Below are 23,961 nucleotides of genomic sequence, written 5' to 3'. Positions count from 1 at the left end.
AGCTGAAAATGGCTGCTGTCGCTGGATAGGAAAGCGCTGGTAGCTATTATTTTCATAGCGATCGGATGTGGGGCCACAATACGCGCCATGTCTGATGTGCATTCCGAAGAACTGTTGGCGCAGGTGGCTGCGCTGCCCGCGCTGCCCGGTGTCTACCGCTATTTCGACGCCCAGGGCGCGCTGCTGTACGTGGGCAAGGCCCGGCACCTCAAGCGCCGCGTGTCGAGCTACTTCACCAAGAACCATGGCGGCACGCGCATCGGCCACATGGTCAGCAAGATCACGCGCATGGAGACCACGGTGGTGCGCTCCGAGGCCGAGGCGCTGCTGCTCGAAAACAACCTCATCAAGACGCTGAACCCCAAGTTCAACATCCTGTTCAGGGACGACAAGAGCTATCCGTATCTCAAGATCACCGGCGTGGCCGGCGGTGCTGCGCGCGGCGAGGCGCCGGGGCAGGTGTTTCCACGCATGGCGTACTACCGCGGCTCGGTCGACAAGAAGCACCGCTACTTCGGGCCGTACCCCAGCGCCTGGGCGGTGAAGGAAACCATCCAGCTGCTGCAGAAAGTCTTCAGGCTGCGCACCTGCGAGGACACGGTGTTCGCCAACCGCACGCGGCCCTGCCTGCTGTACCAGATCAAGCGCTGCACGGGCCCCTGCGTCGACCTGATCTCGCCCGAAGCCTATGCCTCGGACGTGCAGCATGCGGAGGCGCTGCTGCGCGGCGAGACGCAGGAGGTGCTGCAGGCCATGGAAAAGCGCATGATGGCGCACTCCGACAAGCTCCAATTCGAGCAGGCCGCCGAGGTGCGCAACCAGATCCAGGCCCTGTCGCGCGTGCTGCACCAGCAGTCCATCGAGATTGCGGACGACAAGGACGTGGACATCCTGGCGGTGCGGGTGCAGGGCGGCCGTGCCTGTGTGAACCTGGCCATGGTGCGCGGTGGCCGCCACCTGGGCGACCGGCCGTACTTCCCGGTGCATGTGGAAGACGCGGCGGCCATCTTTGCCGAAGAGGCCGAGGACGATGCCGCCGACAGCACGGCGGCGGCCCCGGCGCGGCCGGTGGAAGTGCAGGTGCTGGAGGCCTTCATCGCCCAGCACTACATCGGCGTGCCGGTGCCGCCCCTGCTGGTGACGAGCGAGCCGGTGGACAAGGCGCTGATGGAAGCCCTCACCCAGCAGTCGGGCCTGCGCGTGACGGCGGTGCACCAGCCGCGCGAGCAGCGGCGCGCCTGGCTGGACATGGCGCAAAAGAACGCCAGCCTGCAACTGGCCCGCCTGTTGGCGGAGGAGGGCTCGCAGCAGGCCCGCACCCGTGCACTGGCCGAAGCGCTGGACCTGCCGCCCGAGGATCTGGATCAGCTCACCATCGAGTGCTTCGACATCTCGCACACGGCGGGCGAATCCACGCAGGCATCGTGCGTGGTGTTCCACCACCACAAGATGCAAAGCAGCGAGTACCGCCGCTACAAGATCGAAGGCATCACCGGCGGCGACGACTACGCCGCCATGCGCCAGGTGCTCACGCGCCGCTACAGCAAGGTGGTGGAGGCCGCACGCGAAGCCGGGGGCATCGACTTTGCCGCCGCCCCGCCGCCCGACACCGAGGCCGCTGTGGGGGCCGTCAAGCCCAAGGGCGTGGCGCGCCTGCCCGACCTGGTCCTGATCGACGGGGGCAAGGGCCAGGTGGGCGTGGCGCGCGAGGTCTTCACGGCCCTGGGGCTTGACCTCACGCGCATCGTCGGCGTCGAGAAAGGCGAGGGCCGCAAGGTCGGCCTGGAAGAGCTGGTGTTTGCCGACGGCCGCGAGAAGGTCTACCTGGGCAAGGATTCGGCCGCGCTCATGCTGGTGGCGCAGATCCGCGACGAGGCCCACCGCTTCGCCATCACCGGCATGCGCGCAGCGCGCGCCAAGGTGCGGGTGGGCGGCGGGCAGCTGGAGGAGATTGCCGGCGTGGGCCCCAAGAAGCGTGCGCGGCTGCTGCAGCGCTTTGGCGGCGTGCGCGGCGTAGCGTCGGCCAGCGTGGAAGACCTGGCCACGGTGGACGGCATTTCGCGCGAGCTGGCGGAAGAGATCTACCGGGCGCTGCGCTGACCTGGAGCGTTGCTGCACGATCACATTGGCCGTGCAGGCGGTGCGTGCATGCAACGCGGCGCGTGGGGCCACCCCGGGCCGTGACACAATCGCCGCCATGTTCTGGACGATCCCCACGCTGATGACCTGGACGCGCATTGTCGCGATACCTTTGATCGTGGGGGTGTTCTATGCGCCGCTGGATCCTGCCACCCGCAACCTCATCGCCACGGTGATGTTCGTGGTGTTCGCGGCCACCGACTGGCTCGACGGCTACCTGGCGCGCAAGCTCAACCAGACCTCGTCCTTCGGCGCCTTCCTCGACCCCGTGGCCGACAAGTTCCTGGTCTGCGCGTCGCTGCTGGTGCTGGTGCACCTGCAGCGCGCGGATGTGTTCGTGGCCTTGATCATCATCGGCCGCGAGATCGCCATCTCGGCCCTGCGCGAGTGGATGGCGCAGATCGGCGCCAGCAAGAGCGTGGCGGTGCACATGATCGGCAAGGTCAAGACCACGGTGCAGATGGTGGCCATCCCCTTCCTGCTGTACGACGCCCGGCTGTTCGGCATGATCGACACCGGGGTGTGGGGCACCTGGCTGATCTGGGCGTCTGCCGTGCTCACGGTGTGGTCGATGGTGTACTACCTGCAAAAGGCACTGCCCGAGATCCGGGCCCGCGTGAAGTAGTTCTGGCGCGGCTGCCTCTGCCTGCGCCTGCTTGGCCGGGTGATGCTGCTGTGAGTTCAGTCTTGCAGCGGTTCTTGGGGCTGCTGCCACGCTGGTCAATGCGGCATGGTGGCGGGTGGTGCCGGTGATCCATGCGGCCGCATGGTCTGCTGCGCACTGCCGTGGTGCGAGCGTCCGCCCTGGATGGTGCTGCGGCGCCCGATACGCGCTCCACGTGCACCACAAACGCCTTTCCACGCTGGATTTCAAGCCCCTTTTGCGTCCGCGTGCCTTGCTGCAGGAGGGGTGTCAATACGGAATGCTGCCCATACGGCATGTATGAGACAAAACGGTCCGCACGCCCAGTCGCAGCATGAAATACGACTAGAATTGACCGCTACGCTGCCGCAAAACAGCGTGTTGTATTGACACCCGGAAACTCGATGGCTTTAATCTGATGCAGCAGCCACTGCTGTGTATGCCAGTCATTCCCCCGTCTGCCTTCAACCAGTCTCATTCAGGCTGCGCTTTGGGACGTGTGAAGACCAGATATCCGCGAGACATTCCATCAACTCTTTCCCGAGAGGCTTCTTGTGAACAAAACCGAACTGATTGAGCACATCGCTACCAACGCCGACATCTCCAAGGCCGCTGCTGCGCGTGCCCTGGAATCCACGATTGAGGCCGTCAAGAAGACCCTGAAGAAGGGCGGCACTGTCTCGCTCGTCGGTTTCGGCACTTTCGCAGTGGGCAAGCGGGCCGCACGCACCGGTCGCAATCCCCGTACCGGCGATACGATTAAAATCAAAGCTGCTAAAGTTCCGAAGTTCCGTCCTGGCAAGGCATTGAAAGATGCCTTGAACTGAGGATCAGTTTAGGCGGGGTCCTTAGCTCAGTTGGTAGAGCGGCTCCTTTACACGGAGTAGGTCGGCGGTTCGAGACCGTCAGGACCCACCACCACCGAACAAAGGCGAACGCAAGTTCGCCTTTTGTTTTTTGTCTTCTGAAAGATCGACCATGTTTGAATCCATCCGCAAGCACTCCAAGATCGTCATGATCTTATTGTTCTTGCTGATCATTCCATCGTTTGTGCTGGTAGGCATCGACAGCAACTACTTCTCTGAAAAGAGCCCGGTGGTTGCCCGCGTCGACGGCCACAAAATCAACCAGACCGACTGGGACAATGCACACCGCATGGAAACCGACCGCATCCGCGCTCAGTCTCCCACGGTCGATCCGAAGCTGCTGGACTCGCCCCAATCCCGTTACGCCACGTTGGAGCGCCTGGTGCGCGACCGCGTGCTGGCCGCGGCGGCCAAGGACATGCACATGGTCACCAGCGATGCGCGACTGGCCCGCAGCCTGCAGGAGATCCCTGCCATCGCCAACCTCAAGCGCGCGGACGGCACGCTCGATGCCGAAGCCTACCGCGCGCTGGTCGGAAGCCAGGGCCTCACGCCCGAAGGCTTCGAAGCCAACGTGCGCCGTGATCTGTCGGTCAACCAGGTCATGGGCGGCGTGATGGGCTCGGCCTTCGGTACCGACGCGCAGATCAAGCTGGCGCTGGACCCCCTGTACGAGCGGCGCGAAGTACAGATCGTGCGCTTCAAGGCGACGGACTTCGCCTCCAAGGCCGAACCTACCGATGCGGAGCTGGAGGCTTACTACAAGGCCCACACCGCGCAGTTCCAGCAGACCGAACAGGCCGCAGTGGAATACGTGGTGCTCGACCTGGACAGCGTGCGCGCCGGCATCACCCTGAGCGAAGACGACCTGCGCACCTACTACAAGGAAAATCTCGCGCGACTGTCGGGCAAGGAAGAGCGCCGCGCCAGCCACATCCTCATCAACGCACCCAAGGACGCCCCGGCGGCCGATCGCGAAAAGGCCAAGGCCCGCGCAGAAGAACTGCTGGCCCAGGTGCGCAAGACGCCGTCGAGCTTTGCCGAGGTGGCCAAGAAATCGTCGGACGACAAGGGCTCTGCCGTCGCTGGCGGCGACCTGAACTTCTTCGGCCGCAATGCGATGGTCAAGCCGTTCGAGGACGCAGCCTTTGCGCTCAAGAAGGGCGAGATCAGCGATGTGGTCGAGTCGGACTTCGGCTACCACATCATCCAGCTGACCGACATCAAGACGCCCCGCCAGCCCACCTTCGAGGAACTGCGTCCTTCGATGGAAGCCGAGCTCAAGCAGCAGCAGGCGCAAGCCAAGTTCGCCGAGGTGGCCGAGTCGTTTGCCAACGGCGTGTACGAGCAGGCCGACAGCTTGCAGCCCGTGGCCGACAAGCTCAAGCTCAAGGTGCAAAAGGCCACCGGCGTCACGCGCACGCCCACCCCCGGCGCCCAGGGCCCGCTGGCCAACAGCAAGTTCCTGGAGGCCCTGTTCTCCGCCGACTCGGTACAGAACAAGCGCAACACCGAAGCGGTTGAAGTCGGCACGAGCCAGATGGCTGCAGGCCGCATCACCGAATACACCCCTGCACGTGCCCTGCCACTCGACGAAGTGCGCGCACGCGTGAAGTCGCTGTTCATCGCCCAGCGCGCGGCCGAGCAGGCGCGCAAGGAAGGCGAAACCAAGCTGGCGGCCTGGAAGGCCAACCCCGCGGCTGCCACCGGCCTGCCTGCGGCGGTGGAGATCTCGCGCGAGCAGCCGCAGGGCCAGTCGCGCCAGGTGATCGACGCCGCACTGCGCGCGCCGTCGGACGGCCTGCCAGCCTTTGCCGGTGTTGACCTGGGCTCTGAAGGCTACGCGGTGGTCAAGGTGAACCGTGTGGTCCCACGCCAGGCACCGGACGCGCAGCGCGCCCAGCAAGAGCGCCAGCAGTATGTGCAGTGGTGGACCACGGCCGAAGGCCTGGCGTACTACGAGCTGCTCAAGCAGCGCTTCAAGGTGCAGATCAAGGCACCGCGTCCAGACACCACGGCGCAGGTCACTGCAGAAAATTAAGCCGGGAAGCCCGGTACGTGAAAATCTCGGGCTATAATATGAATCTACGGTGGCTGTAGCTCAGTTGGTAGAGTCCAGGATTGTGATTCCTGTTGTCGTGGGTTCGAGCCCCATCAGCCACCCCAAAAAATGCTAGTAAAAACAAGGACCTTCGGGTCCTTGTTTCGTTTCAGGGGCACGCCCGGGGCGAAGCGGGAATCGCTGACTGCTGTTCTGGTGCTTTAGTCGCCTGATCGGGCTTCCAGACTTCGGCGGGTCTTTTGTGCCTCGGAGCAACTCGACTTACCCCGAACCTGCGCGGGCTGGTCCCACGGTCGCCACGCACTCCCCGCACACGCCATGTTCCACGGCGTTGTTCGCACACTCGCGGTTGAAGTCAGCTTCTACCTGTCGGCACTTGACCCGCTGTCGGTTGGCCATGGCAAATGCCGGTAGGGGGGTGCGGATAAAAACTTGGACTGGTTTTATGCCGCAAGTCGCTCCCCAGGTAGGCGCTGTCGAGCAGGGCTTCCGCTTTAAGGGTGGTGACCCTTCGAACCCGGCAAGCTGGGAACGTGTGTAGTCTTTACTGGCCCTGGTACTTGTTCCAAGGGCTGTCCTCATTCGCATGAGGTACGGCCGGTGCGGTGGAGGTGTCCTGCGCTGGCGCTGGTGCCACTAGTTGGGGCGTAGCTGGAGCGCCCCGTGTAGCTTTCTCGATGTAGGGATCCGCCACCAGAAGTGCCAGCAATAGCCACGCGGTGACGAAGAACGCGTTCGGCCACAGCGCCCGCGCGCGCTGGCGGGCGACGGCGAAGTAGAGACCGAAGGCCACGCCGGCGACGATCAGTGGGACCAGCCAGGTGCTCAGCCAAACGAACGCTGGCTGGGTGTCGTGCTTGATCAGGGGGTTGGCAGCGGCGGCCAGCATCATGGCACCGATGTGCAGTGCAGGACGTAGGAATCGGGATGCTGGGGGCTGCTCAGGTGTCAACGTAGTCATGAAAAGCCCTCTCAGGTGGCGGCTATTTGGGTCCTCAATCGTAGTCGGAAACTCTTTTTGGGAGATCAGGCGACGTGGAAGCCTTGGTTCAGACAGGCGGATACCAGGCGTCTTCCGTAACGCCGAAGTCCCAGCACCGATAGCACCAGCGCTACTATTTGATCGCCGAAGAGAAGCACGATCTCCAGGAAGGGCACTTCCAATCCCAGCGCAAGCGTTGCCAGTCCGAAGAGTGAAAATGGTAGGTGGACGAAGCCCATGATTGCGTAAGCCAGCCCTATCAGGATCAGGTAGGGTTTGCTCTTGGACGTATAGCTGCCAAGAAAGAAGGTCGGCAGCAACAAGGGCCAAACCAAGCAGATCACTTGAAAGCCAAGCATGTACGCGATCGCTGCCATGTCTGGCGAAGATGCCACCGCCGAGCTGGCCATGCAGGCGCCAGTGGACACGGCAACTAGGACATTTCTAGATTTTTTATTCATATCTCACTCCTCCTGGTGCCACTCTATCAGGGCGGATGAGCCTCCGCGCACGATGCCCGGCTTAGGGTTTACCGCTTTTCCCTGTGCACGAGAGACTGCCGGGATGGAAACCCACTACATCAGACTGCGCGCCCGAAGGGCAGCTAAAAGGTAAGCGCTGCGCCGCGTGCGTTGGAACGTGGATGTGTGCTCGGAGGCCGTTGCTCTTCATGAGCGTGCGGCGGACTGCTCTCTACAAACAGCCCCCCATCGCACAACTGGCGGCCGCGAAATCGAGTCTGACTATCAGCTCGGAGCGCCTTGCGATTGCATGGAGCGAAGTAGCTCATCAAACGCATCAATCAACGGCTCAGGAACAGGCGTCGAAAGCTGAACCGCTTTCGTGTGCTCCCCCAGTGCGAACAAACTTTTGGCAAAGTCTGGCCGCTGGCTTTCGGACATGGAGAGCAGCAAAGCAGAAACGCCAACTCTGAGCGCGAGCACCTCGCCTTGTAGCGCCGCAATCATTCGTTGCTCTGGGGTCAAAATAGTCATGAGAAGCCCTCCCGGGTGATGGTTGTGTGAGAACTCCATCGTAGTCCGGGAGGGCTTTTCTTCAAGCCCGGCATAGGGTTTCACGTCTGAGTGTTCAGGAGGAACAGTGGGGCATGGCAAACACCAACCCCGGCCCCTGGAACCAATACAACACACCCTCGACCGAAGGCAGCGATGGACCTTGGAAACGTTACCCCGCGGGGAATGTTGATCCACCGTCTCGCACTCTCACCGACTACGCTCGCGACGTAGCCGCCACAGCCGTGAAGGGCGCTATCGGCGTCCCCGAGGCAGCCGTTGGCTTAGCCGATCTCGTGGCCGGGGGCCAAGTCGGCAAGGCCTTGGAAAACGAGGACGGCCCGGTAGGCCTGCGCTTTAAACAGGCCAAGGACGTTGCCAACGACTGGCACTCCGACGCCACCAAGGAAGCGCAGCGTAAGTTCCAGGCAGCCGACGGCATCGTGGACAAGGCCATCACGGCGGTGCAGAACCCCTCCACCATCGGCGTCGGCGTCGGTGAATCCATCCCCGGCATGGTTGCCGGTGGCGCTGTCGGGCGCGGCCTGATGGCGGCGATCCGCTGCGTGCGGTCCTTGCCATCTCGCGCACCTTCTTCCACACGTCGGGCATCTTCACCACGATGGGCTGCTCCGGGTTGTCCCGGTTCCAGTCCGCCAGGCGCTCCCGCACCCGCTCGAGCGCGGCGTCGTCCTTCTCGAACAGCGCCTTCGCCCACTGCGCCTTGATGTCGCTGCTGGTCTGCGTGTAGAAGGCCTTGCCGCGCTGCATGAAAGAGTTGGACTCCTGCACCTGGGCCACGCTGTGCGGCTGGAACCCGATTGCCTTGTAGATTGCCTCATCCAGCGTGGTGTCGATCACCTTGTAGCCCTTGGTGTCCTTGTAGATTCCGCTGGTGGCCATGTCGATGCCCTTGACCGCATTCCGCACGGCGGCCGGCGACACCTCCAGCGCCGCGCCGCCAACGTCGCCCGTCAGCGCCTTGCGCGCACCCGTGAACCCGCGTGCGACCAGGTCGCCGGCCGGCCCCACCACCTCGAGCAGATCCCGCTCGCGGCTCTGCTTGGTCAGCAGCAGGCCGGTATCGGGCAGCAGATTGCCCATACCCAGTCGGCCGGAGATGTCGATCGGCGCGCCGGGCAGCCAGGACACGCCCTGCTCCACGAACTCTCCCAGCTCCTTGCCGATGTACTCGCGCATCACCTGCTTGGAGCTCAGGTTGTAGCCCATGAGCTGGCCCACGCCGTCGATCAGGTCCTCCAGATCCTCCACGAACGGCAGCCCTCCGCGATCGCGCCCTCGATCACGCGTCGCGGGATCCCTTGGCGGCCTGCTGCTGCACTAGCGGGTTCATGGCCGCACGGGCAGCGTCGTCCGCGCTCTGCTTGGCCATGCCCTTCGTGCCCTGAGCCAGCATGGTCTCGGCGTCGCCGATGCCCAACTTGTTCGCGACGCGGCCGCCGAGCACACCCAGGCCGGTAGTGGCGACGCCGGTGGCGCCAGCCAGGCCGGCATGCGTGGGGGTGAGCAGGCCGTCGGGGGTTTCCTGTCGGATCTGTTCAGCGGCTGAGCCAGCCGCCACTACACCCTCTCCCGCGGCACCAGCATCGGCCGCGCCCGTGGCACCCATCCGACCCAGGCGGGTCGCCGAAACCGCGCCGAAGGCACTGCGCGGTCAGATGCGTGAGATGGCACGGGAAAACGGGCAGCCCGGTATAGGGCTGGGGGTTTCGGGCGGGGCCCGGAATCATCCCCAGCCATGAAAACCGAAACCATCGACGCTCTCGCCACAGCTGGCAGCCGCACCACCGGGGGCGGTGCCGTCGTTGGCTTTCTTGGCTGGCTTGCCTCGTCCCAAGCCATTGGGCTGCTGGGCATCGGCATCGCGCTGCTGGGCGCGCTCGTGAACTGGCATTACAAGAGCGAGGCCAACCGGCGCCACGCCGAGGCGCATGAGCTGCGCATGGCACGCCTGCGCCGGGGCATGGACGGTGCGACCGACCTTGGCACTCTTGGAGCTGACGAATGAGCGCCCAGGGCCAGGCCAATTTGTGGCCGTCCCTCGGTGCCGCCATCTTGGCCATCCTGGGCGGAGTCCTCGCCGTGGAGAAGGGCTATGTGAACAACCCCGCAGATCCAGGCGGCGAAACGAACCACGGCATCACGGTGGCCATAGCGCGGAATGAAGGCTATACCGGCCCAATGCGCGAGCTGCCGAAAGAGCGCGCGGAGGCCATCTACATTCGGGACTACGTGTCCCGCCCAGGATTTGACCGCGTAATCGCCATCTCGCCGGCCGTGGGCGAGAAGCTCGTGGACGCGGGGGTGAATACAGGGCAGGCCCAGGCCTCGCGCTGGCTCCAGCGGGCACTCAATAACCTGAGCCGCGGCGGCCAGGACTATGCGCTGGTATAGGTGGCCGGACAGATCGGCAAACAGTCCGTGGCGGCCTATCAGGCGCTGGAGCGCAAGCGCGGGCGCGTGAAGGCCTGCGAGATGGTGCTCAAGCTCATCGACGCCCAGCAGGGCAACCACTACATGAACTTGGGCAAGCCCATGTTCATCGTGGGCTGGACCGACAACCGGCTGGGCAACGTGCCGCTGGCGCGCTGCGCAGACTCCGTGCGCAAGGAGTGATCCCATGAACCTCAGCCTTATCACCCATTTGGTCTCGGCAATCGTCGCGGCGGCAGGCGTTTGGATTTTCCAGGATGCGCGCTGGGAGGCTGACGTAGCCGACATGCGCTTCGCAGCGGCCGACAACCAGCTGCAGGCCGTGACCAAAGCTCGCGCCACCGAGCGCGCCGTCAACAAAACCTACCAGGAGGCCCTGAATGCTGCCCGCACCCGTGAAGCGCTTTTGCGCACTGAACTTGATCACCTGCACCGTGTTTCTGACGGCCTGCGGGACCAGTCCGCCGAAGCTGTCCGCCGACTCGCTGAAGCTCCCCCCGCCGCCGTCCTTGAGTACGCCACTGCCCTCGGAGCAGTATTCAACGACTGCCGCGCCGCGTATGCAGGGATGGTCGAAAAAGCTGATGGGCACGCAGGTGATGTCGCCACCCTGAGAAACGCATGGCCGTCAACCTCCCAAAAGTGATACCAAGCATCTGTATTCGCAAAGGCGTTGTGCATAACCAAACGCAACAAAGCAAGACTGGGTAGCCGTTGTTCATCGGCTAGGCTGGGTGGCGCCTTGAGTGCAATACCCCACCGTGTCGCGGTGGTTGTCAACAAACTGGAGTTTCGATGACCCTTAGAGCTTTTGTGACAGTGGCTGTGCTTGCAACAGCAAATGTGCATGCTGCAACTACAGTTCTCTACGTTCAACCTAGTGTTGGCTCGGTTTCTTCAATATTGAACGGCACGCCTATCCCAGATGTCGCGACCATCAGGACGTTCGATGTGGGAACGGTTAGCCAGGTTCCATTCTGGAACGTCTCTTCCTTCACGGGGCTTTCCACCCCTGTTGGCGAGAGCGCAAATTGGGAGCGCACGGTCGATTCCACCTGGAATGGCTCAACGGCTGTGCAGGCGTACCAAAATAGCGTTGGGTTTCAACTGCATACCTACTCGTCGCCGGTTGTATCTGGTCGACCTCTGAAGACGATCAACCTTCATCTGGACTTTTCTGAGAGCAAGTTTGTACGCCCTTGGGGAGGCCAGTATGGTCAAAACGCGAAGTTGTGCATGGGCTTCTACGCCGCTGTTCCGAGCTCATGGTCTGGAGACGGCTCAACGAACTCCTCCGGCGCGAACTTCACGTTTCGTGATGTGAGCTCAGGTAGGACATTCACGGTGGGCGTTATGCTGTACTCGTCTGGCAACATACAAGATTTTGTCGGATACGACGGCGGCCAAGGCGGTACGAACATGCCTATGGTGGGCAGCTATTACGGAGCTCAACAATACATTACGACGACGCCAGGATCAGGTTTTGCCCGCCAATCAACTTGGAACAACGACACTTGGTTCGGCTTCTGCATGACTCCTCAAAACATCAATACAGTCGTTGCCGCAGTAAATGCCAGCCTACCGGCCGGTCAGCCACTTTTTACGGCAGCTAACTTAGGCTTGGGCACATCCATTATCGGCACCGAAATTTTCACAGGTGACACCGGCACGAGTAACGGTCACATGGCCGCACGCTTCCGTGAGTGGGCTATCTTGATCGAGCACTGATCAAGTCCGCCTCGACGCACAATTTCAAAACCCGCGGCGGGGCGTTAAGTTTTGCTTTCTGATGAAGTCGGCCGGCCTGCGCCGATGGAATTGCACACGGTGCAGCCGCCGGTTCCCTATAAGAAGGCGCTCCTGTGAAACGGACTGTGCTGGGAGCTCCTTCAGCGTCTTGGTCTAGCAATGCAAGGCGCTATCGTTTCATTGGAGCTGCCGTCCCAGGTGGTGCTGCTGGCGCGGTAGGGGCACTTGGTCCACTTCCCGAACCAGATGTACTCGTCGAAACTTGAGGTGTACCAATCTGAGCGGGGATAACGCTCGGCCGTGAAGTAGTTGGTTGTTGCGATCCCACTCCTTGAGGCGTGCCGGTACCCACAGCATTGCTGGTTCCGGATCCAACGGCTTGTCTTGGAGCCCCTACCTCCGTCGGCTTTTGCGTGGCCATGGGCGGTGCCACCGGTGGTGCGGCGTGTGTCTCTGAAGGAGTTTGGGAGGGTGGCGCCGTGGGGGTCTGAGATGGTGTCGTGGAGACTTCTGGCGCTGTGGTCTGCGGCGGGGGTACCCCCGGCACAATTTGAGCGGGCGGATTTGCCCCCTGCGCGGCTACAGTGGATGCCGCTGTTACAGCGGCGGCAAGCAAAGTGATCGTTGAAATGCGCATCGTTGTCTCCTAAAAGTGAGTCAACTCTGCGCCTGCCCAATATGAATGGAGCGTCAGTATTTTTCCCGCCTTGCAGTGCGAATCCGTCTGCGCGAGGACTGGCGCGTCAGGGTCTCAGGCGCGCAAGAGCAGTCAATTCCGACCATTAGTCTCTGGCCCCTGTTCTGGAGGCCAACTCACGGTTCTCGAGCACCAACATCCCACGTCGAGCGGGCTTGTTCTTTGTCGTGTGGAGCACTTTACGGCAGCAAGAGCATCCCGCGCCTGCCGTCCGCACGGATGATGGAGGGGTGGTCTGCGCCCGACTCCACGGGCACGCCCGCCAGTGAACCGGGATAGACGTTCCCCACCTCTGGCACATGCGCGGCCAGCGCCTCACGGTGCTCACTCTGGAACCGCTCGAAATCAGCCGGTGGCAGTTCGAGCCGCGCCGGTGGCGGCCGGCCCGAGCGGTGCTCGGCGTAAACGGCTTCCACCAAGAATGCAAGGAGCTGGTGCTCCGATGAGTCCGCGTGGCGGGTATCGGTCATTGCCCGGTCAACGGGCTTTCCTTCCCGTCTACAGCAATCACGACCCCGGGCGATGCGTCGTTGGAAGGTCTTGAAATCCGTGCCGCGGCCTGTCCACCCGACCGATCCGAACGCTGTCGCCCGGGCGCAGGACTTGGTCCGCGACGGACTCATCGAAGCGGTGCTGAGCGAGCCCGCCGGGTACAACGCCACTGTGATCTCAATCACGCCCGAAGGTGCAACGAGACTGTTGCCAAGCGCTCCAGTTCAGTAGTACATTGCCGACGTCCGGGCTCCAGCGAACCCGGCCGCACGGGAAAACTCTCGTGTACAGCCGAGTGGTCAAGCCCCGTCGCCCGACCTGATCAGCAACTGACAACGGGAATAGCTTCAAAACTATTCCGTCGTCATGTCCAGATTGGTCACACTCAGAACCCGAGCTTTCTTCTCCCAACAGTGCCGTTGCATCTACTGCAGCCTGCCCGTTTGGGAACCCCCCTACAAAGACCGCTTTGCTGAGGCGCTTGGCGTTCCCGAGCCGCTCATGCGCTATCTGCAGTCGACGGCTGAGCACCTTGTGGCGAAGCAGGACGGCGGCACCGGTTCCCCGTTGAACGTGGCCGCGGCATGCTGGTGGTGCAACTGGAAACGGCATGCGCATCGACCAAATTGCGCGCCCGGGCCAGTGCAGTTTCGAGACGAGGTGCGTAGGCAGATGGTTGCCCGGCTGTGGCATCCAGCGGCGCGCTGGGTCAATAGTCGGCGTTGACGTCAACCCGCGAGAATTCTTCCCTGGAACTTCCCTGGCGCTTCAGACCGTAGCCGGGTTTCATTGGAGAAAAAGTGGCCTGCCCGGAGGGACTCGAACCCCCGACCTATTGCTTAGAAGGCAATTGCTCTATCCGGTTGAGCTACGGGCAGATGGATGGGTGTCGGCCGCAAAGGCCGAAGCGCTGGCATGGTGCGGGCCATGCATTGAAATTGCCCTGGCCGCATGCCGCTGCGCGAACCCTGGATCATACCTGCGGCGGCGGGGCATGTTCTGGCCGCCGGGCGGCATTTGCGGGTTGTAATCGCAAGTTGATGGCGGATGCGGGTATAACGGAGTGGCGCTCGTGCCGCGCGCCTGCCCGTTTCCTACTCCACCTCTGCCCATGCCACACAGCGTCAATCTCATCAGCACCATTGCCGCGGCGCTCGGGCTGGCGCTGGCGTTGGGGTTCGTGGCCGCGCGGCTCAAGCTGCCTGCGCTGGTGGGTTACTTGCTGGCCGGTGTGGTGATCGGGCCTTACACACCCGGTTTCGTGGCGGACATGGCCATGGCCAGCCAGTTGGCCGAAATCGGCGTGATGCTGCTGATGTTCGGCGTGGGCCTGCATTTCTCTTTCGGCGACCTGCTGGCGGTGCGCCGTATCGCTGTGCCCGGGGCGGTGGTGCAGATGATGGTGGCCACAGCGCTGGGCATGGCGCTGGCCGTGTGGTGGGGCTGGAGCTGGGGCGGGGCCCTGGTGTTCGGCCTGGCGCTGTCGGTGGCGAGCACGGTGGTGCTGCTGCGCGCGCTGGAGACCTTGGGAATTCTCGACAGCCACACCGGGCGCATCGCGGTGGGCTGGCTGGTGGTCGAAGACCTGGCCATGGTGCTGGTGCTGGTGCTCTTGCCGCCGTTGGCGGGTTCTCTGGGAGGCAACGGCGCCCAGGGCCAGGCGGTTGATGGCGCGGCACTGTGGACGACGCTGGGATGGACCTTGTTGCAGGTGGGCGGCTTTGTGGCGCTGATGCTGCTGGTCGGGCGCCGCCTGTTTCCGTGGGTGCTCTGGCAGGTGGCCCGCACCGGGTCGCGCGAGCTGTTCACGCTGTGCGTCGTGGCGGCTGCGGTCAGCATCGCGTTCGGCTCTGCGGCGCTGTTTGGCGTGTCGTTCGCACTGGGGGCGTTCTTTGCGGGCATGGTGATGCGCGAGTCGGAGTTCAGCCACCGCGCCGCCGAGGAGTCATTGCCGCTGCGCGACGCTTTCGCCGTGCTGTTCTTCGTGTCCGTGGGCATGCTGTTCAACCCCTCGGTGCTGTGGGACCGGCCGGTGCAGGTGTTGGCCGTGGTGGCCATCATCATGCTGGGCAAGACGCTGGCGGCAGCCGCCCTGGTGCTGGCCTTCCGCTACCCGCTCAATACGGCGCTGACGGTGTCTGCCAGCCTGGCACAGATCGGCGAGTTTTCGTTCATCCTGGTCGCGCTGGGTTCGTCACTGGGCCTGTTGCCGGCCGAAGGTGCCAGCCTGGTGCTGGCGGGCGCCTTGATCTCGATGGCGCTGAACCCGATGCTCTTTCGCGCGATTGCGCCGCTGCAGGACTGGCTGCGGGCTCGCTCGGCACTGGCGCGGCGGCTGGAGCAGCGGGACGACCCGCTGGCCGAGTTGCCCATGACCACCGATTCGCGCTATCTGGCGCGGCAGGTGGTGCTGGTGGGCTACGGCCGGGTCGGGCGCCGGGTGGCGGCGGCCCTGGCGGCCAACGACATTCCCTACGTGGTGGCGGAGCAGAACCGCGAACTGGTGGAGTCGCTGCGGGAGTCCGGCGTGGCGGCCGTGTTTGGCGATGCGGTGGACCCGGCCGTGCTCATCCAGGCACACATTGCACGCGCGGCGATGCTGGTGATCGCCACGCCCGACACCTTGAACGTGCGACAGATCATCGGCACGGCGCGCATGCTCAACCCCCACATCGAAGCCGTGGTACGCAGCCACAACAGCGACGAGGCCCGTCGGCTCACGCAGGAGTGCGACAGTGCGGTGTTCCTGGCCGACGAGGCGCTGGCCCAGGCCATGTCGCGCTACGTCGTGGAGCGCACAGAGACACGCCGCGCCCGGGCGACGGCCCCCGCGGCGCTGCACAGCCGCATCTGAATATCTGCCAAAAGCCGTGCTACCGCTGGATAGGTGGCTGTTTTATGCTATCGAATAGATAGCTGAGTGGAGAAATAGCGATTGGGTGTGGGTCTGCTGCGACTGGCCCGCTGCAGCAGGCTGGGGGGGCACTGGTGCGTGCAGAGTCGACACCCTGGCACAACAACGCGCTGGGCGCGGCCTGCCAAACTGCCCGTGGTCACACGCTCAAGCCCGATATGAGGCCCAGCCCATCTGCACAGCCCGAGCCCGAGCATGAGCCTGAGGCAGCGGCTGTCGCCTCAATCCGTTTCTTCAAACACCAGCGACGGGTTGCTCATGATGCGCGCGGTCTGGCCCAGGTCGTCGATCACGCGGTTGGCAAAGTAGCTGTTCTGCGTGTCCGGCTCCAGCGCCGCCACCGCCAGGTTGGCGCGTGGCTGGTTCAGCGGGATGTAGAAGCTGCCGGCAGGCACGTCGATCGCGCTGCGCATCGGGGTCACCTGCACGCGCACGATGCCGGTGCCTCCGGCGATGGTGCCGATCACATCCTGCCGGTCGCCGGACTCGCGCGAGGTTTCGCGGTAGGTGTCGGCGAGGGCAGAGCCAGGTTCGGCCACGCGCATCACCTGCAGTCCCAGCAGTTTCAGGCGCTCCACGGCGGCGGTGGAGCTGGCCGACAGCCAATAGCCGCAAGGCCGGGCGCGGGTCTTGGTGGGACGCAGCGTGAGCGAGGAGTTCCACTCGACGCGGATGGGGCGCACCGCCCCGGTGTCGGGGTCCAGAAACTCCAGCTCGCGCTGGGTGGGGGTGGCTGCAGCCTCGATCACGACCTGATCACGGCAGGCCTGCGCGCTGATGTCGCGCGCCACGAAGGAACGCACCTGCTCCAGGTTGGCGGCACGCTCGGCCGTGCTGCGCAGCGCGCTGGCGATGGCGGTGACCTGCGAATGCACCCGGCGCTGGATGTGCATGCGGCCGATGCCCACGCCGCGCGTTTCGATCAACAGGCTCACCGCGTTCTTCAGCCCGTTCACATTGCGGCCCGTGTCGGGTTGCGTGCCCCCCATGGAGATGCGCTTGTCGTCGGGGTTGTTGGAGGTGGTGTAGTACCAGTCGCTGGTCAGGCCCTGGGCCTTGAGTGCGGCCACCATGGGCTGGTGGTACCACTCCTGCGATGCCTTGGTGAGGAACTCAGGGTAGTTGGCCGTGGTGGTGTACTGCAGCAGCGTGTCGTAGCGCTGGATGGCATTGAACTTCTGCAGATAGCGGCCCGCCACGGTGTATTCGTGCGCGTCCACCACCAGGATGGGGCGGTACTCATTCACTACGCCGGCCAGGGCACGTGCCTCGGGGGTGTTCAGCAGCAGGTGGTCGCGGTTCATGTCCACGCCGTTGGCCGTGACCCGTGTGCCCGCCGCGGCTCCGTCAGGATTGGCGCGGGGAACAATCACCACGTTGATGCGGTCGAGCAAAGGCTCCAGCAACCCCTGGGTCAGCTCGCGGCTGATGACGAGCAATGCTTCGGCCCCTGCGGGTTCATCGCCGTGCTGTTGGCCGATCAGAACGACCGTGGGGCGGCCGCTGTTGTCCAGCTGCGCAGGGGACGTGCCCGGGGCGCGTGTGGCCAGCAGGCCCAGGATGGGTTCGCCGCGCTGCGACATGCCCAGGTTGAGCAACCGGGTGCGGGTGGCACCGCGCTGCGCCGGGTCGTCCAGCGACTGCAGCCACTGGGCCAGCTCTGCGTTCGTGGTGAAAGCCCTGCGGTCTGCGGCAAGCCCCGGCGTAGCGTAGGCCACCGCGGGGTCGGGGAACTGGGCCGCCACCGCCGCGCCGTAAGGTGGCGACATCGGGCCGTCGTTCTGCACCACCAGCGGAGCGGGCGGCGGCAGCGGGCTCGCCACCACGCCCTGGCTTGGGCCGAGGGGCTGCGTTGGCCGGGGCGCCGTTGCCTGACCCAGCGGTGCAGGCACCACCGTGCCTTTCTGAGCGCGGCTGGGCAGCGGGGCTGGCGCATTGGGCCGCGCTGTGGGTGTGGAAGGCCAGGGCGGCAGCGGCGTGCTGGAGCATGCCGTCAGCAGCACCGCCGCCAGAACGGCAGAGATCTTCCAGGGCGTCTGCGGCGACCAGGCGGAGAAGGGTTGGGGCTCCGCGCCGCGCGTGCGCCGAAAGAAGGTGTGCATGGTCATGGTGGTTTTGCCAGTGGGGCCGCTGGGCGGCTTTGTTACGGCGATGTTACCTGCGCACCTGCCCGCTCCGGTGTCAGCGTACATCCCGTTGCAAACCTGTGGTTGACAGCTCGGTCGTGCCCGGCCGCCCTATGGCTTCGTCACGGGATCAAAAGGAGGAGGCGGCATGGATGGCCCGGGTGCCGCGGCAGAGGATGCTGCTGTGGTGGCCTGGGGCACGGGAGAGTGCGCCTGCGGCCTGTCGGGCGGTACGCCGCCGGCCGCCGCTGTGTCTTGTCGTGCGTCTGCCTGCATCCTCAGGCGCAACAGGGCCCGCACAAAGCCGTGGTCGGACCGGGAGCGGTCACGCCCTTCGTGCAGATGGTCGTTGAAGTAGTCGACCCGGCGCACGTCGCCGATGCTGTTGCGGCCGTTGTGCAGGAACTCCTCGCTGACCAGGATCTGGTCCAGCACGCTGGGCGAGCCCTGGTGGATGTGCGAGTACGCGACATCTTTCTTGAGCGCGGCGTCTCCTTGCAGTTCATAGGCATTGAACAGGGCCACGTCCCGCGCGCCGCGGTCGTAGGCGATCTCGTTGGTGGCGCAGATCAGTTGCGTGGTGACGCTGTCGGGCGTGTCGTTGAAGTCGCCCAACACCACCAGGGGCACGCTGGTGCGGTGCAGCAGGTCGATCACCAGGCAGCGCAGCGCCATGGCCTCGGCCCCGCGCATGATCAGCGAGCGCAGCGAAGCCAGGGCCATCACCTTGGGGTCGCTGCGGTCCTCCAGCGGGTGGCCTTGCGCATCCTGCAGGAACTTGGGCCGCTTCGACTTGAGGTGGGCGGTGAGCACGTTGAGCGTCTGTCCATGCTTCATGTGCAAGGTGACGACCAGCGGAGGGCGCTCGAAGCGCAAGTGCCGGCCCAGGCCAGGCACATCGACCTCGAAACCTGGCGGAAACTCTGCGAACGACTGCAGGGCGTCCACCTTCAGCCGCGTGGCGATGCCTACGCGCGGCGTGCCCTGGGCGCCACCGCCATGGACTGCCCCGTTGTTCTCGGCACCGGGCACCGCCACGAAGTCATAGCGCAGGCCGCTGCGGCCTATAGCGCCCTTCAAGGCCGCATCGTCCCAGACCTCCTGCACTGCCAGCACATCGGCGTTGAGGGTGCGAAACCGGTCTCCGAGCCAGGTGAGCTTGCGGTCGAACTCGGCCTGGGTATACGGGTCCTGGTTGTCATAGAACATGCGCCCGGGGTTGGCCAGGTTCAGCACGTTGCAGGTGGCCACCATCAGGGTGGCCAGAGGAACTGGAATGTCGTTGGGGCGCATGGCGGTGAGCGGGATGGGGCAAAGGATGCGTGCACCCCGCACAAAGCCGGAGCGGCTCAGCCCATGGGTTGCAGCGCGTGGCCAGAGAGCACATGCAGGCCGGCTGGGAGTGACTGTACGGCATGCACCAGCGCGTGGGCCACATCCGCGCCCGGGCGGGCACGGTAGCGCGCCGGCAGGACGGGGTCGAGCCAGCGAAACAGCGTGATGGACAACGATTCCGCATGGCGCGGCGCCTGTTGCAGGGCCGTCCGCTCGCCGATGAGCAGGGAGGGGCGCGCGATCACCAGGGTCTCGAAACCCAGGGCCTGCAGGTCGCGTTCGACCTCGCCCTTGACCCGGTTGTAGAAGATGCGCGAATGCGGGTTGGCACCCATGGCCGTGACCACGCCGCAGCGTGTGGCGCCGGCCGCGCGCGCGGCGCGGGCCGTGGCCAGCACGGCGTCGTGGTCGACCGCCCGAAAGGCGCTCTGGCTGCCTGCCGCGGCGATGGTGGTGCCCAGCGTGATGTAGACATCATCCACGGGCGGCAGGGCGGGCAGGGCCGCAAAGTCCACGGCGTGAAGGTGCAGCCGTGGGTGGGTCAGTGCTGGCGCGCGCCGGCCCTGGGCATGCAGCACATGCACCGCAGGGGGTGCCGGTGCTGCCGCGTCCGCTGAACGGGATGGATCAGCGGTTAAAAGATCCGCGAGGACCGCCTGGCCCACGAGGCCCGTTGCCCCGGCCACCACCGCCACCCGCGCCTCCGCCATAGCCGCCTCCTCCACCGTTGCCACCACGATAACCGCCGCCACGGCGGCCGCCGCCCATGCTGTCCACGCTGGTGCGCATCGGGTCGGGCTGGCCGCCCGCGCCATGGCCGGAAGCGCGATGCCCCGGGTTGCTATGGCCCGAATGCGTGCCCAGGTGGGCGTCAGGGCGGGGAGGTTGCGAGTCGTCGTAGCGGGGCGCACCGCCACCGCCGTAGCCGCCACCACCACCGCCGGAGCGGCCGCGTGCAGGTGCCTGGCCGCCAGCGCGTGCTCCGCCACCGCCACCACCACCTGCACGGCCGCCACGCGGGCCGTTGTTGCCGCCACCACCGCCGGCGCCGGCACTTGCGCCGCCGCCAGCGCGGCCACCACGGCCGCCGCCGTTGCCGCCACCCGCAGGGCGGGGGCCGCGATCGCCGCCGCCACCACCACCACCGCCGCCAGCACCCTGGCCGGCCTTGTTGGTGCGGATGCGTTCCATCATTTCGCTGCGGGCGGCCTTGGCGGCAGCCTGCATCACGTCACGGCTCGGGGGCTTGCCTGCGCCGCCCCAGATGGTCTGGCGGCCCATGGCGATGGGCTCGGCCTTTTCACCGGCGTCGGGGCCGAAGCCTTCGATGACCTGCACGGGAATCTGCTGCTTGGTGAAGCGCTCGATGTCCATCATGAAGCCTTCTTCGTCCATGCAGACCAGGCTCACGGCTTCACCGCTGTTGCCGGCGCGGCCCGTGCGGCCGATGCGGTGGACGTAGTCTTCCGAGACGTTCGGGATTTCGTAGTTCACGACGTGCGGCAGCTCGTCGATGTCGATGCCGCGCGCGGCGATGTCGGTGGCCACCAGGGCACGGATGTCACCGCTCTTGAAGCCGGCCAGGGCCTGCGTGCGGGCGCTCTGGCTCTTGTTGCCGTGCAGCGCCATGGCGTTCACGCCGTTCTTGGTCAGGAACTCGGCCACGTTGTTGGCGCCGAACTTGGTGCGGGTGAACACCAGCACCTGGCTCCAGTTGTGCTGCTGGATGATGTGCAGCAACACCTGCTTTTTCTTGCCGCGGCCCACGGGGTGGATCACCTGCGTGATGCGCTGCACCGTGGTGTTGCTCGGGGTGACCTGGATGCTCTGGGGGTTCTTGAGCAGGGTATTGGCCAGGTCCCGGATCTCGTCGCTGAAGGTGGCCGAGAACAGCAGGCTCTGCTTGTCGCGCGGCACCAGCGCCAGCACCTTCTTCACGTCGTGGATGAATCCCATGTCCAGCATGCGGTCGGCTTCGTCGAGCACCAGCACCTGCACGGTCGACAGGTCCAGGAAGCCCTGTTGCTGCAGGTCCAGCAGGCGGCCGGGCGTGGCCACCAGGATGTCCACGCCGCGCTTGATGCGGTCGATCTGCGGGTTCATGCCCACGCCGCCGAAGACGACGGTGGAGTTGATGTCGAGGTACTTGCCGTATTCGCGCACGGACTCTTCCACCTGGGCGGCGAGCTCGCGGGTGGGCGTCAGCACCAGGGCGCGGATGCCCTTGCCGCCGAACTTGTTTTTGGGCGCAGCACCTTGCGAGAGGCGGTGCAGCAGGGGCAGGGTGAACGCAGCAGTCTTGCCGGTGCCGGTCTGCGCGCCGGCCAGCAGGTCGTGGCCTGCGAGCACGGCGGGGATGGCCTGGGCCTGAATGGGCGTGGGGGTTTCGTAGCCCGTTTCGTGCACGGCCTTCAGGATGGCAGGAGCCAGGTTCAGTTCGTCAAATGTCATGTCGTTGAATGCGCCCATCCGGGGCGCTGGTATCGGCCTGTCGTGCAACCGGAGGTTGCCGAGCCAGTCTCAAGCCGATGAGGTTCATGAGTGGGAGCCCGGAAGTTTGGGTGCTTCCTTCGTCCCCAGCAGCGTGCTGATGCAGCGGGCAACTGGAGCCCGTCACGAAGCGTATTGTCGCATGGCCTGATAATCTCGGTTTGCACGCAGAATTTCTGCTCACTTTTGCAGGTTAGACACCCCATGTCCCAATACGTTTTGTCGAAACAACGGTCTGCCGTCGGCGGCCTTCACTCGCTGTGCTCGCGGAGGTCCATGTAATGGCGCAGTACGTTTTCTCCATGAACCGCGTCGGCAAGATCGTGCCGCCCAAGCGGCAAATCCTGAAAGACATCTCCCTGAGCTTCTTCCCCGGCGCCAAGATCGGCGTGCTCGGGACCAACGGCTCCGGCAAGTCCACGCTGCTCAAGATCATGGCGGGCCTGGACAAGGAAATCGAGGGCGAAGCCATCCCGATGGCGGGCTTGAACATCGGCTACCTGCCCCAGGAGCCCCAGCTGGACCCCACCCAGACCGTGCGCGAAAGCGTGGAAGCCGGCATGGGCAAGGTGTTCGCCGCCAAGGCACGCCTCGAAGAGGTCTACACCGCGTACGGTGAAGAAAATGCCGACTTCGATGCGCTGGCCGCCGAGCAGGCAGAGCTGGAAGCCATCATCGCCACGGCGGGTACGGACTCCGAGCACCAGCTGGAAATCGCGGCCGACGCCCTGCGCCTGCCCCCATGGGACGCCAACATCGGCGTTCTCTCCGGTGGTGAAAAGCGCCGCGTGGCGCTGTGCCGCCTGCTGCTGTCCAAGCCCGACATGCTGCTGCTCGACGAACCCACCAACCACTTGGACGCCGAATCGGTCGACTGGCTCGAACAGTTCCTGCAGCGCTACTCCGGCACCGTGGTGGCCATCACCCACGATCGCTACTTCCTCGACAACGCCGCCGAATGGATTCTGGAGCTCGACCGTGGCTCCGGCATTCCCTACAAGGGCAATTATTCCGACTGGCTGACCCAGAAGGGCGCCCGCCTGGAAGCCGAGCAAAAGGGTGAAGAAGCCCGCGCCAAGGCCCTGAAGAAGGAACTGGAATGGTCGCGCCAGAACCCCAAGGCCCGCCAGGCCAAGAGCAAGGCCCGTCTGGCCCGCTTTGAAGAACTGAGCGACTTCGAATACCAAAAGCGCAACGAAACCAACGAAATCTTCATCCCCGTGGCCGACCGCCTGGGCAGCCAGGTGATCGAGTTCAAGAACGTCACCAAGTCCTTCGGCGACCGCGTGCTGATCGACAACCTGAGCTTCAACATCCCTGCGGGTGCCATCGTCGGCATCATCGGCCCTAACGGCGCGGGCAAGTCCACGCTGTTCAAGCTGATCGCTGGCAAGGAAAAGCCCGACTCGGGCGAAGTCGTCATCGGGTCCACCGTCAAGATGGCTTTCGTGGACCAGCACCGTGACGATTTGTCCAACGACAAGACCGTGTGGGAAGACGTCTCGGGCGGCCTGGACATCCTCAACGTCGGCAAGTTCCAGATGGCCAGCCGCGCCTACTGCGGCCGGTTCAACTTCAATGGCAGCGACCAGCAAAAGAAGGTGGGCATGCTGTCCGGGGGTGAACGCGGACGCCTGCACCTGGCCAAGACCCTGATTGCGGGCGGCAACGTGCTCATGCTCGATGAGCCGTCCAACGACCTGGACGTGGAAACCCTGCGGGCGCTGGAAGATGCGCTGCTCGAGTTCGCCGGCACCATGTTGGTAATCAGCCACGATCGCTGGTTCCTCGACCGGATTGCCACCCACATCCTGGCGGCCGAAGGTGACAGCCAGTGGACGTTCTTTGACGGCAATTACCAGGAGTACGAAGCCGACAAGAAGAAGCGACTGGGTGAAGAAGGCGCCAAACCCAAGCGCATGCGCTACAAAGCACTGAAATAAGCCATCAGGAGCTGGTTCCAAGACCTGAAATAAGCTTTCAGGTCAAGTAGGATTGC

Annotated in this window: 21 protein-coding genes and 3 tRNA genes; 13 read left to right on the top strand and 11 right to left on the bottom strand. The window is 64.5% G+C overall.

Annotated features, from left to right (window positions below; genetic code table 11):
• Nucleotides 1-87: 87 nt before the first annotated feature.
• From uvrC to ASG27_RS15895, 6 genes are all read left to right on the top strand, one after another.
• Nucleotides 88-2,100, top strand: a complete 2,013-nt coding sequence (uvrC, locus tag ASG27_RS15920; RefSeq protein WP_056421151.1) for an excinuclease ABC subunit UvrC — start codon at nt 88-90, stop codon at nt 2,098-2,100.
• Nucleotides 2,101-2,197: 97 nt separating this feature from the next.
• The gene (pgsA, locus tag ASG27_RS15915; protein WP_056421153.1) at nt 2,198-2,764 is read left to right on the top strand and encodes a CDP-diacylglycerol--glycerol-3-phosphate 3-phosphatidyltransferase; all 567 of its coding nucleotides are present in this window, start codon (nt 2,198-2,200) and stop codon (nt 2,762-2,764) included.
• Between the two features lie 572 nt (nt 2,765-3,336).
• Nucleotides 3,337-3,609: an HU family DNA-binding protein gene (locus ASG27_RS15910; protein ID WP_056164954.1), complete on the top strand. Its 273-nt coding sequence runs from the start codon at nt 3,337-3,339 to the stop codon at nt 3,607-3,609.
• Between the two features lie 15 nt (nt 3,610-3,624).
• Nucleotides 3,625-3,700: transfer RNA gene (locus ASG27_RS15905), tRNA-Val, on the top strand.
• A gap of 60 nt (nt 3,701-3,760) precedes the next feature.
• The gene (locus ASG27_RS15900) at nt 3,761-5,689 is read left to right on the top strand and encodes a SurA N-terminal domain-containing protein (protein WP_056421155.1); all 1,929 of its coding nucleotides are present in this window, start codon (nt 3,761-3,763) and stop codon (nt 5,687-5,689) included.
• A 49-nt stretch (nt 5,690-5,738) separates the two neighbouring features.
• Nucleotides 5,739-5,814: transfer RNA gene (locus tag ASG27_RS15895), tRNA-His, on the top strand.
• Between the two features lie 440 nt (nt 5,815-6,254).
• Here the strand turns inward: ASG27_RS15895 and ASG27_RS15890 are convergent.
• The 5 genes from ASG27_RS15890 to ASG27_RS15870 all read right to left on the bottom strand — a co-directional run bounded on the left by ASG27_RS15890 (nt 6,255) and on the right by ASG27_RS15870 (nt 9,287).
• Nucleotides 6,255-6,671, bottom strand: a complete 417-nt coding sequence (locus ASG27_RS15890) for a hypothetical protein (protein ID WP_156370877.1) — start codon at nt 6,669-6,671, stop codon at nt 6,255-6,257.
• A gap of 65 nt (nt 6,672-6,736) precedes the next feature.
• A complete protein-coding gene (locus tag ASG27_RS15885) occupies nt 6,737-7,153 on the bottom strand; it encodes a hypothetical protein (protein ID WP_156370879.1) in 417 nt (138 codons plus the stop codon).
• 285 nt (nt 7,154-7,438) lie between these two features.
• A complete protein-coding gene (locus ASG27_RS15880; protein ID WP_156370881.1) occupies nt 7,439-7,687 on the bottom strand; it encodes a hypothetical protein in 249 nt (82 codons plus the stop codon).
• 474 nt (nt 7,688-8,161) lie between these two features.
• Nucleotides 8,162-8,986 (bottom strand): PLxRFG domain-containing protein, encoded by an 825-nt coding sequence (locus tag ASG27_RS15875; RefSeq protein ID WP_082486078.1) that lies wholly within the window; start codon nt 8,984-8,986, stop codon nt 8,162-8,164.
• A gap of 22 nt (nt 8,987-9,008) precedes the next feature.
• Nucleotides 9,009-9,287: a hypothetical protein gene (locus ASG27_RS15870; RefSeq protein WP_156370883.1), complete on the bottom strand. Its 279-nt coding sequence runs from the start codon at nt 9,285-9,287 to the stop codon at nt 9,009-9,011.
• 177 nt (nt 9,288-9,464) lie between these two features.
• Here ASG27_RS15870 and ASG27_RS15865 point away from each other — a divergent pair, with 177 nt between their 5' ends.
• From ASG27_RS15865 to ASG27_RS26815, 5 genes are all read left to right on the top strand, one after another.
• Complete coding sequence (locus ASG27_RS15865; RefSeq protein WP_056421165.1) at nt 9,465-9,734, top strand: holin; 270 nt, start codon at nt 9,465-9,467, stop codon at nt 9,732-9,734.
• On the top strand, nt 9,731-10,120 hold the full coding sequence (locus tag ASG27_RS27310) for a glycosyl hydrolase 108 family protein (RefSeq protein WP_200912472.1): 390 nt from the start codon (nt 9,731-9,733) through the stop codon (nt 10,118-10,120). Before ASG27_RS15865 ends, ASG27_RS27310 begins: the two co-directional genes overlap by 4 nt.
• Complete coding sequence (locus ASG27_RS27305) at nt 10,121-10,342, top strand: hypothetical protein (RefSeq protein ID WP_200912473.1); 222 nt, start codon at nt 10,121-10,123, stop codon at nt 10,340-10,342. It begins immediately after the preceding gene.
• Between the two features lie 4 nt (nt 10,343-10,346).
• On the top strand, nt 10,347-10,805 hold the full coding sequence (locus ASG27_RS15855; RefSeq protein ID WP_056421166.1) for a hypothetical protein: 459 nt from the start codon (nt 10,347-10,349) through the stop codon (nt 10,803-10,805).
• 149 nt (nt 10,806-10,954) lie between these two features.
• Nucleotides 10,955-11,887 carry a hypothetical protein gene (locus ASG27_RS26815; RefSeq protein ID WP_156370885.1) on the top strand — a complete coding sequence of 311 codons (933 nt, stop codon included), beginning with the start codon at nt 10,955-10,957 and terminating at the stop codon, nt 11,885-11,887.
• 897 nt (nt 11,888-12,784) lie between these two features.
• On the opposite strand, the gene ASG27_RS15850 is transcribed toward ASG27_RS26815, so the two are convergent.
• Together ASG27_RS15850 and ASG27_RS15845 are read right to left on the bottom strand one after the other, a co-directional pair.
• Nucleotides 12,785-13,075 (bottom strand): hypothetical protein, encoded by a 291-nt coding sequence (locus ASG27_RS15850; RefSeq protein WP_056421167.1) that lies wholly within the window; start codon nt 13,073-13,075, stop codon nt 12,785-12,787.
• An 823-nt stretch (nt 13,076-13,898) separates the two neighbouring features.
• A tRNA-Arg gene (locus ASG27_RS15845) sits at nt 13,899-13,975 on the bottom strand.
• Between the two features lie 233 nt (nt 13,976-14,208).
• Between ASG27_RS15845 and ybaL the strand changes: the two genes are divergently transcribed.
• Nucleotides 14,209-15,951, top strand: a complete 1,743-nt coding sequence (ybaL, locus tag ASG27_RS15840) for a YbaL family putative K(+) efflux transporter (protein ID WP_056421168.1) — start codon at nt 14,209-14,211, stop codon at nt 15,949-15,951.
• A 281-nt stretch (nt 15,952-16,232) separates the two neighbouring features.
• Here the strand turns inward: ybaL and ASG27_RS15835 are convergent, their stop codons facing one another.
• The 4 genes from ASG27_RS15835 to ASG27_RS15820 all read right to left on the bottom strand — a co-directional run bounded on the left by ASG27_RS15835 (nt 16,233) and on the right by ASG27_RS15820 (nt 21,923).
• Nucleotides 16,233-18,119, bottom strand: a complete 1,887-nt coding sequence (locus ASG27_RS15835; RefSeq protein ID WP_082486079.1) for a M14 family metallopeptidase — start codon at nt 18,117-18,119, stop codon at nt 16,233-16,235.
• Between the two features lie 129 nt (nt 18,120-18,248).
• On the bottom strand, nt 18,249-19,430 hold the full coding sequence (locus tag ASG27_RS15830) for an endonuclease/exonuclease/phosphatase family protein (RefSeq protein WP_056421169.1): 1,182 nt from the start codon (nt 19,428-19,430) through the stop codon (nt 18,249-18,251).
• Nucleotides 19,431-19,486: 56 nt separating this feature from the next.
• Nucleotides 19,487-19,987, bottom strand: coding sequence for a nucleoside-diphosphate sugar epimerase (locus ASG27_RS15825; RefSeq protein ID WP_326938749.1), 501 nt, complete (start codon nt 19,985-19,987; stop codon nt 19,487-19,489).
• Nucleotides 19,988-20,099: 112 nt separating this feature from the next.
• The gene (locus tag ASG27_RS15820; protein ID WP_056421304.1) at nt 20,100-21,923 is read right to left on the bottom strand and encodes a DEAD/DEAH box helicase; all 1,824 of its coding nucleotides are present in this window, start codon (nt 21,921-21,923) and stop codon (nt 20,100-20,102) included.
• 320 nt (nt 21,924-22,243) lie between these two features.
• Between ASG27_RS15820 and ettA the strand changes: the two genes are divergently transcribed.
• Nucleotides 22,244-23,905: an energy-dependent translational throttle protein EttA gene (ettA, locus tag ASG27_RS15815; RefSeq protein ID WP_056421172.1), complete on the top strand. Its 1,662-nt coding sequence runs from the start codon at nt 22,244-22,246 to the stop codon at nt 23,903-23,905.
• Nucleotides 23,906-23,961: the final 56 nt, after the last annotated feature.

Origin of the sequence: Acidovorax sp. Leaf191, assembly GCF_001424425.1 — a bacterium.
Taxonomy (GTDB): Bacteria; Pseudomonadota; Gammaproteobacteria; order Burkholderiales; family Burkholderiaceae_C; genus Acidovorax.
This window is presented reverse-complemented; position numbering and strand designations above follow the sequence as displayed.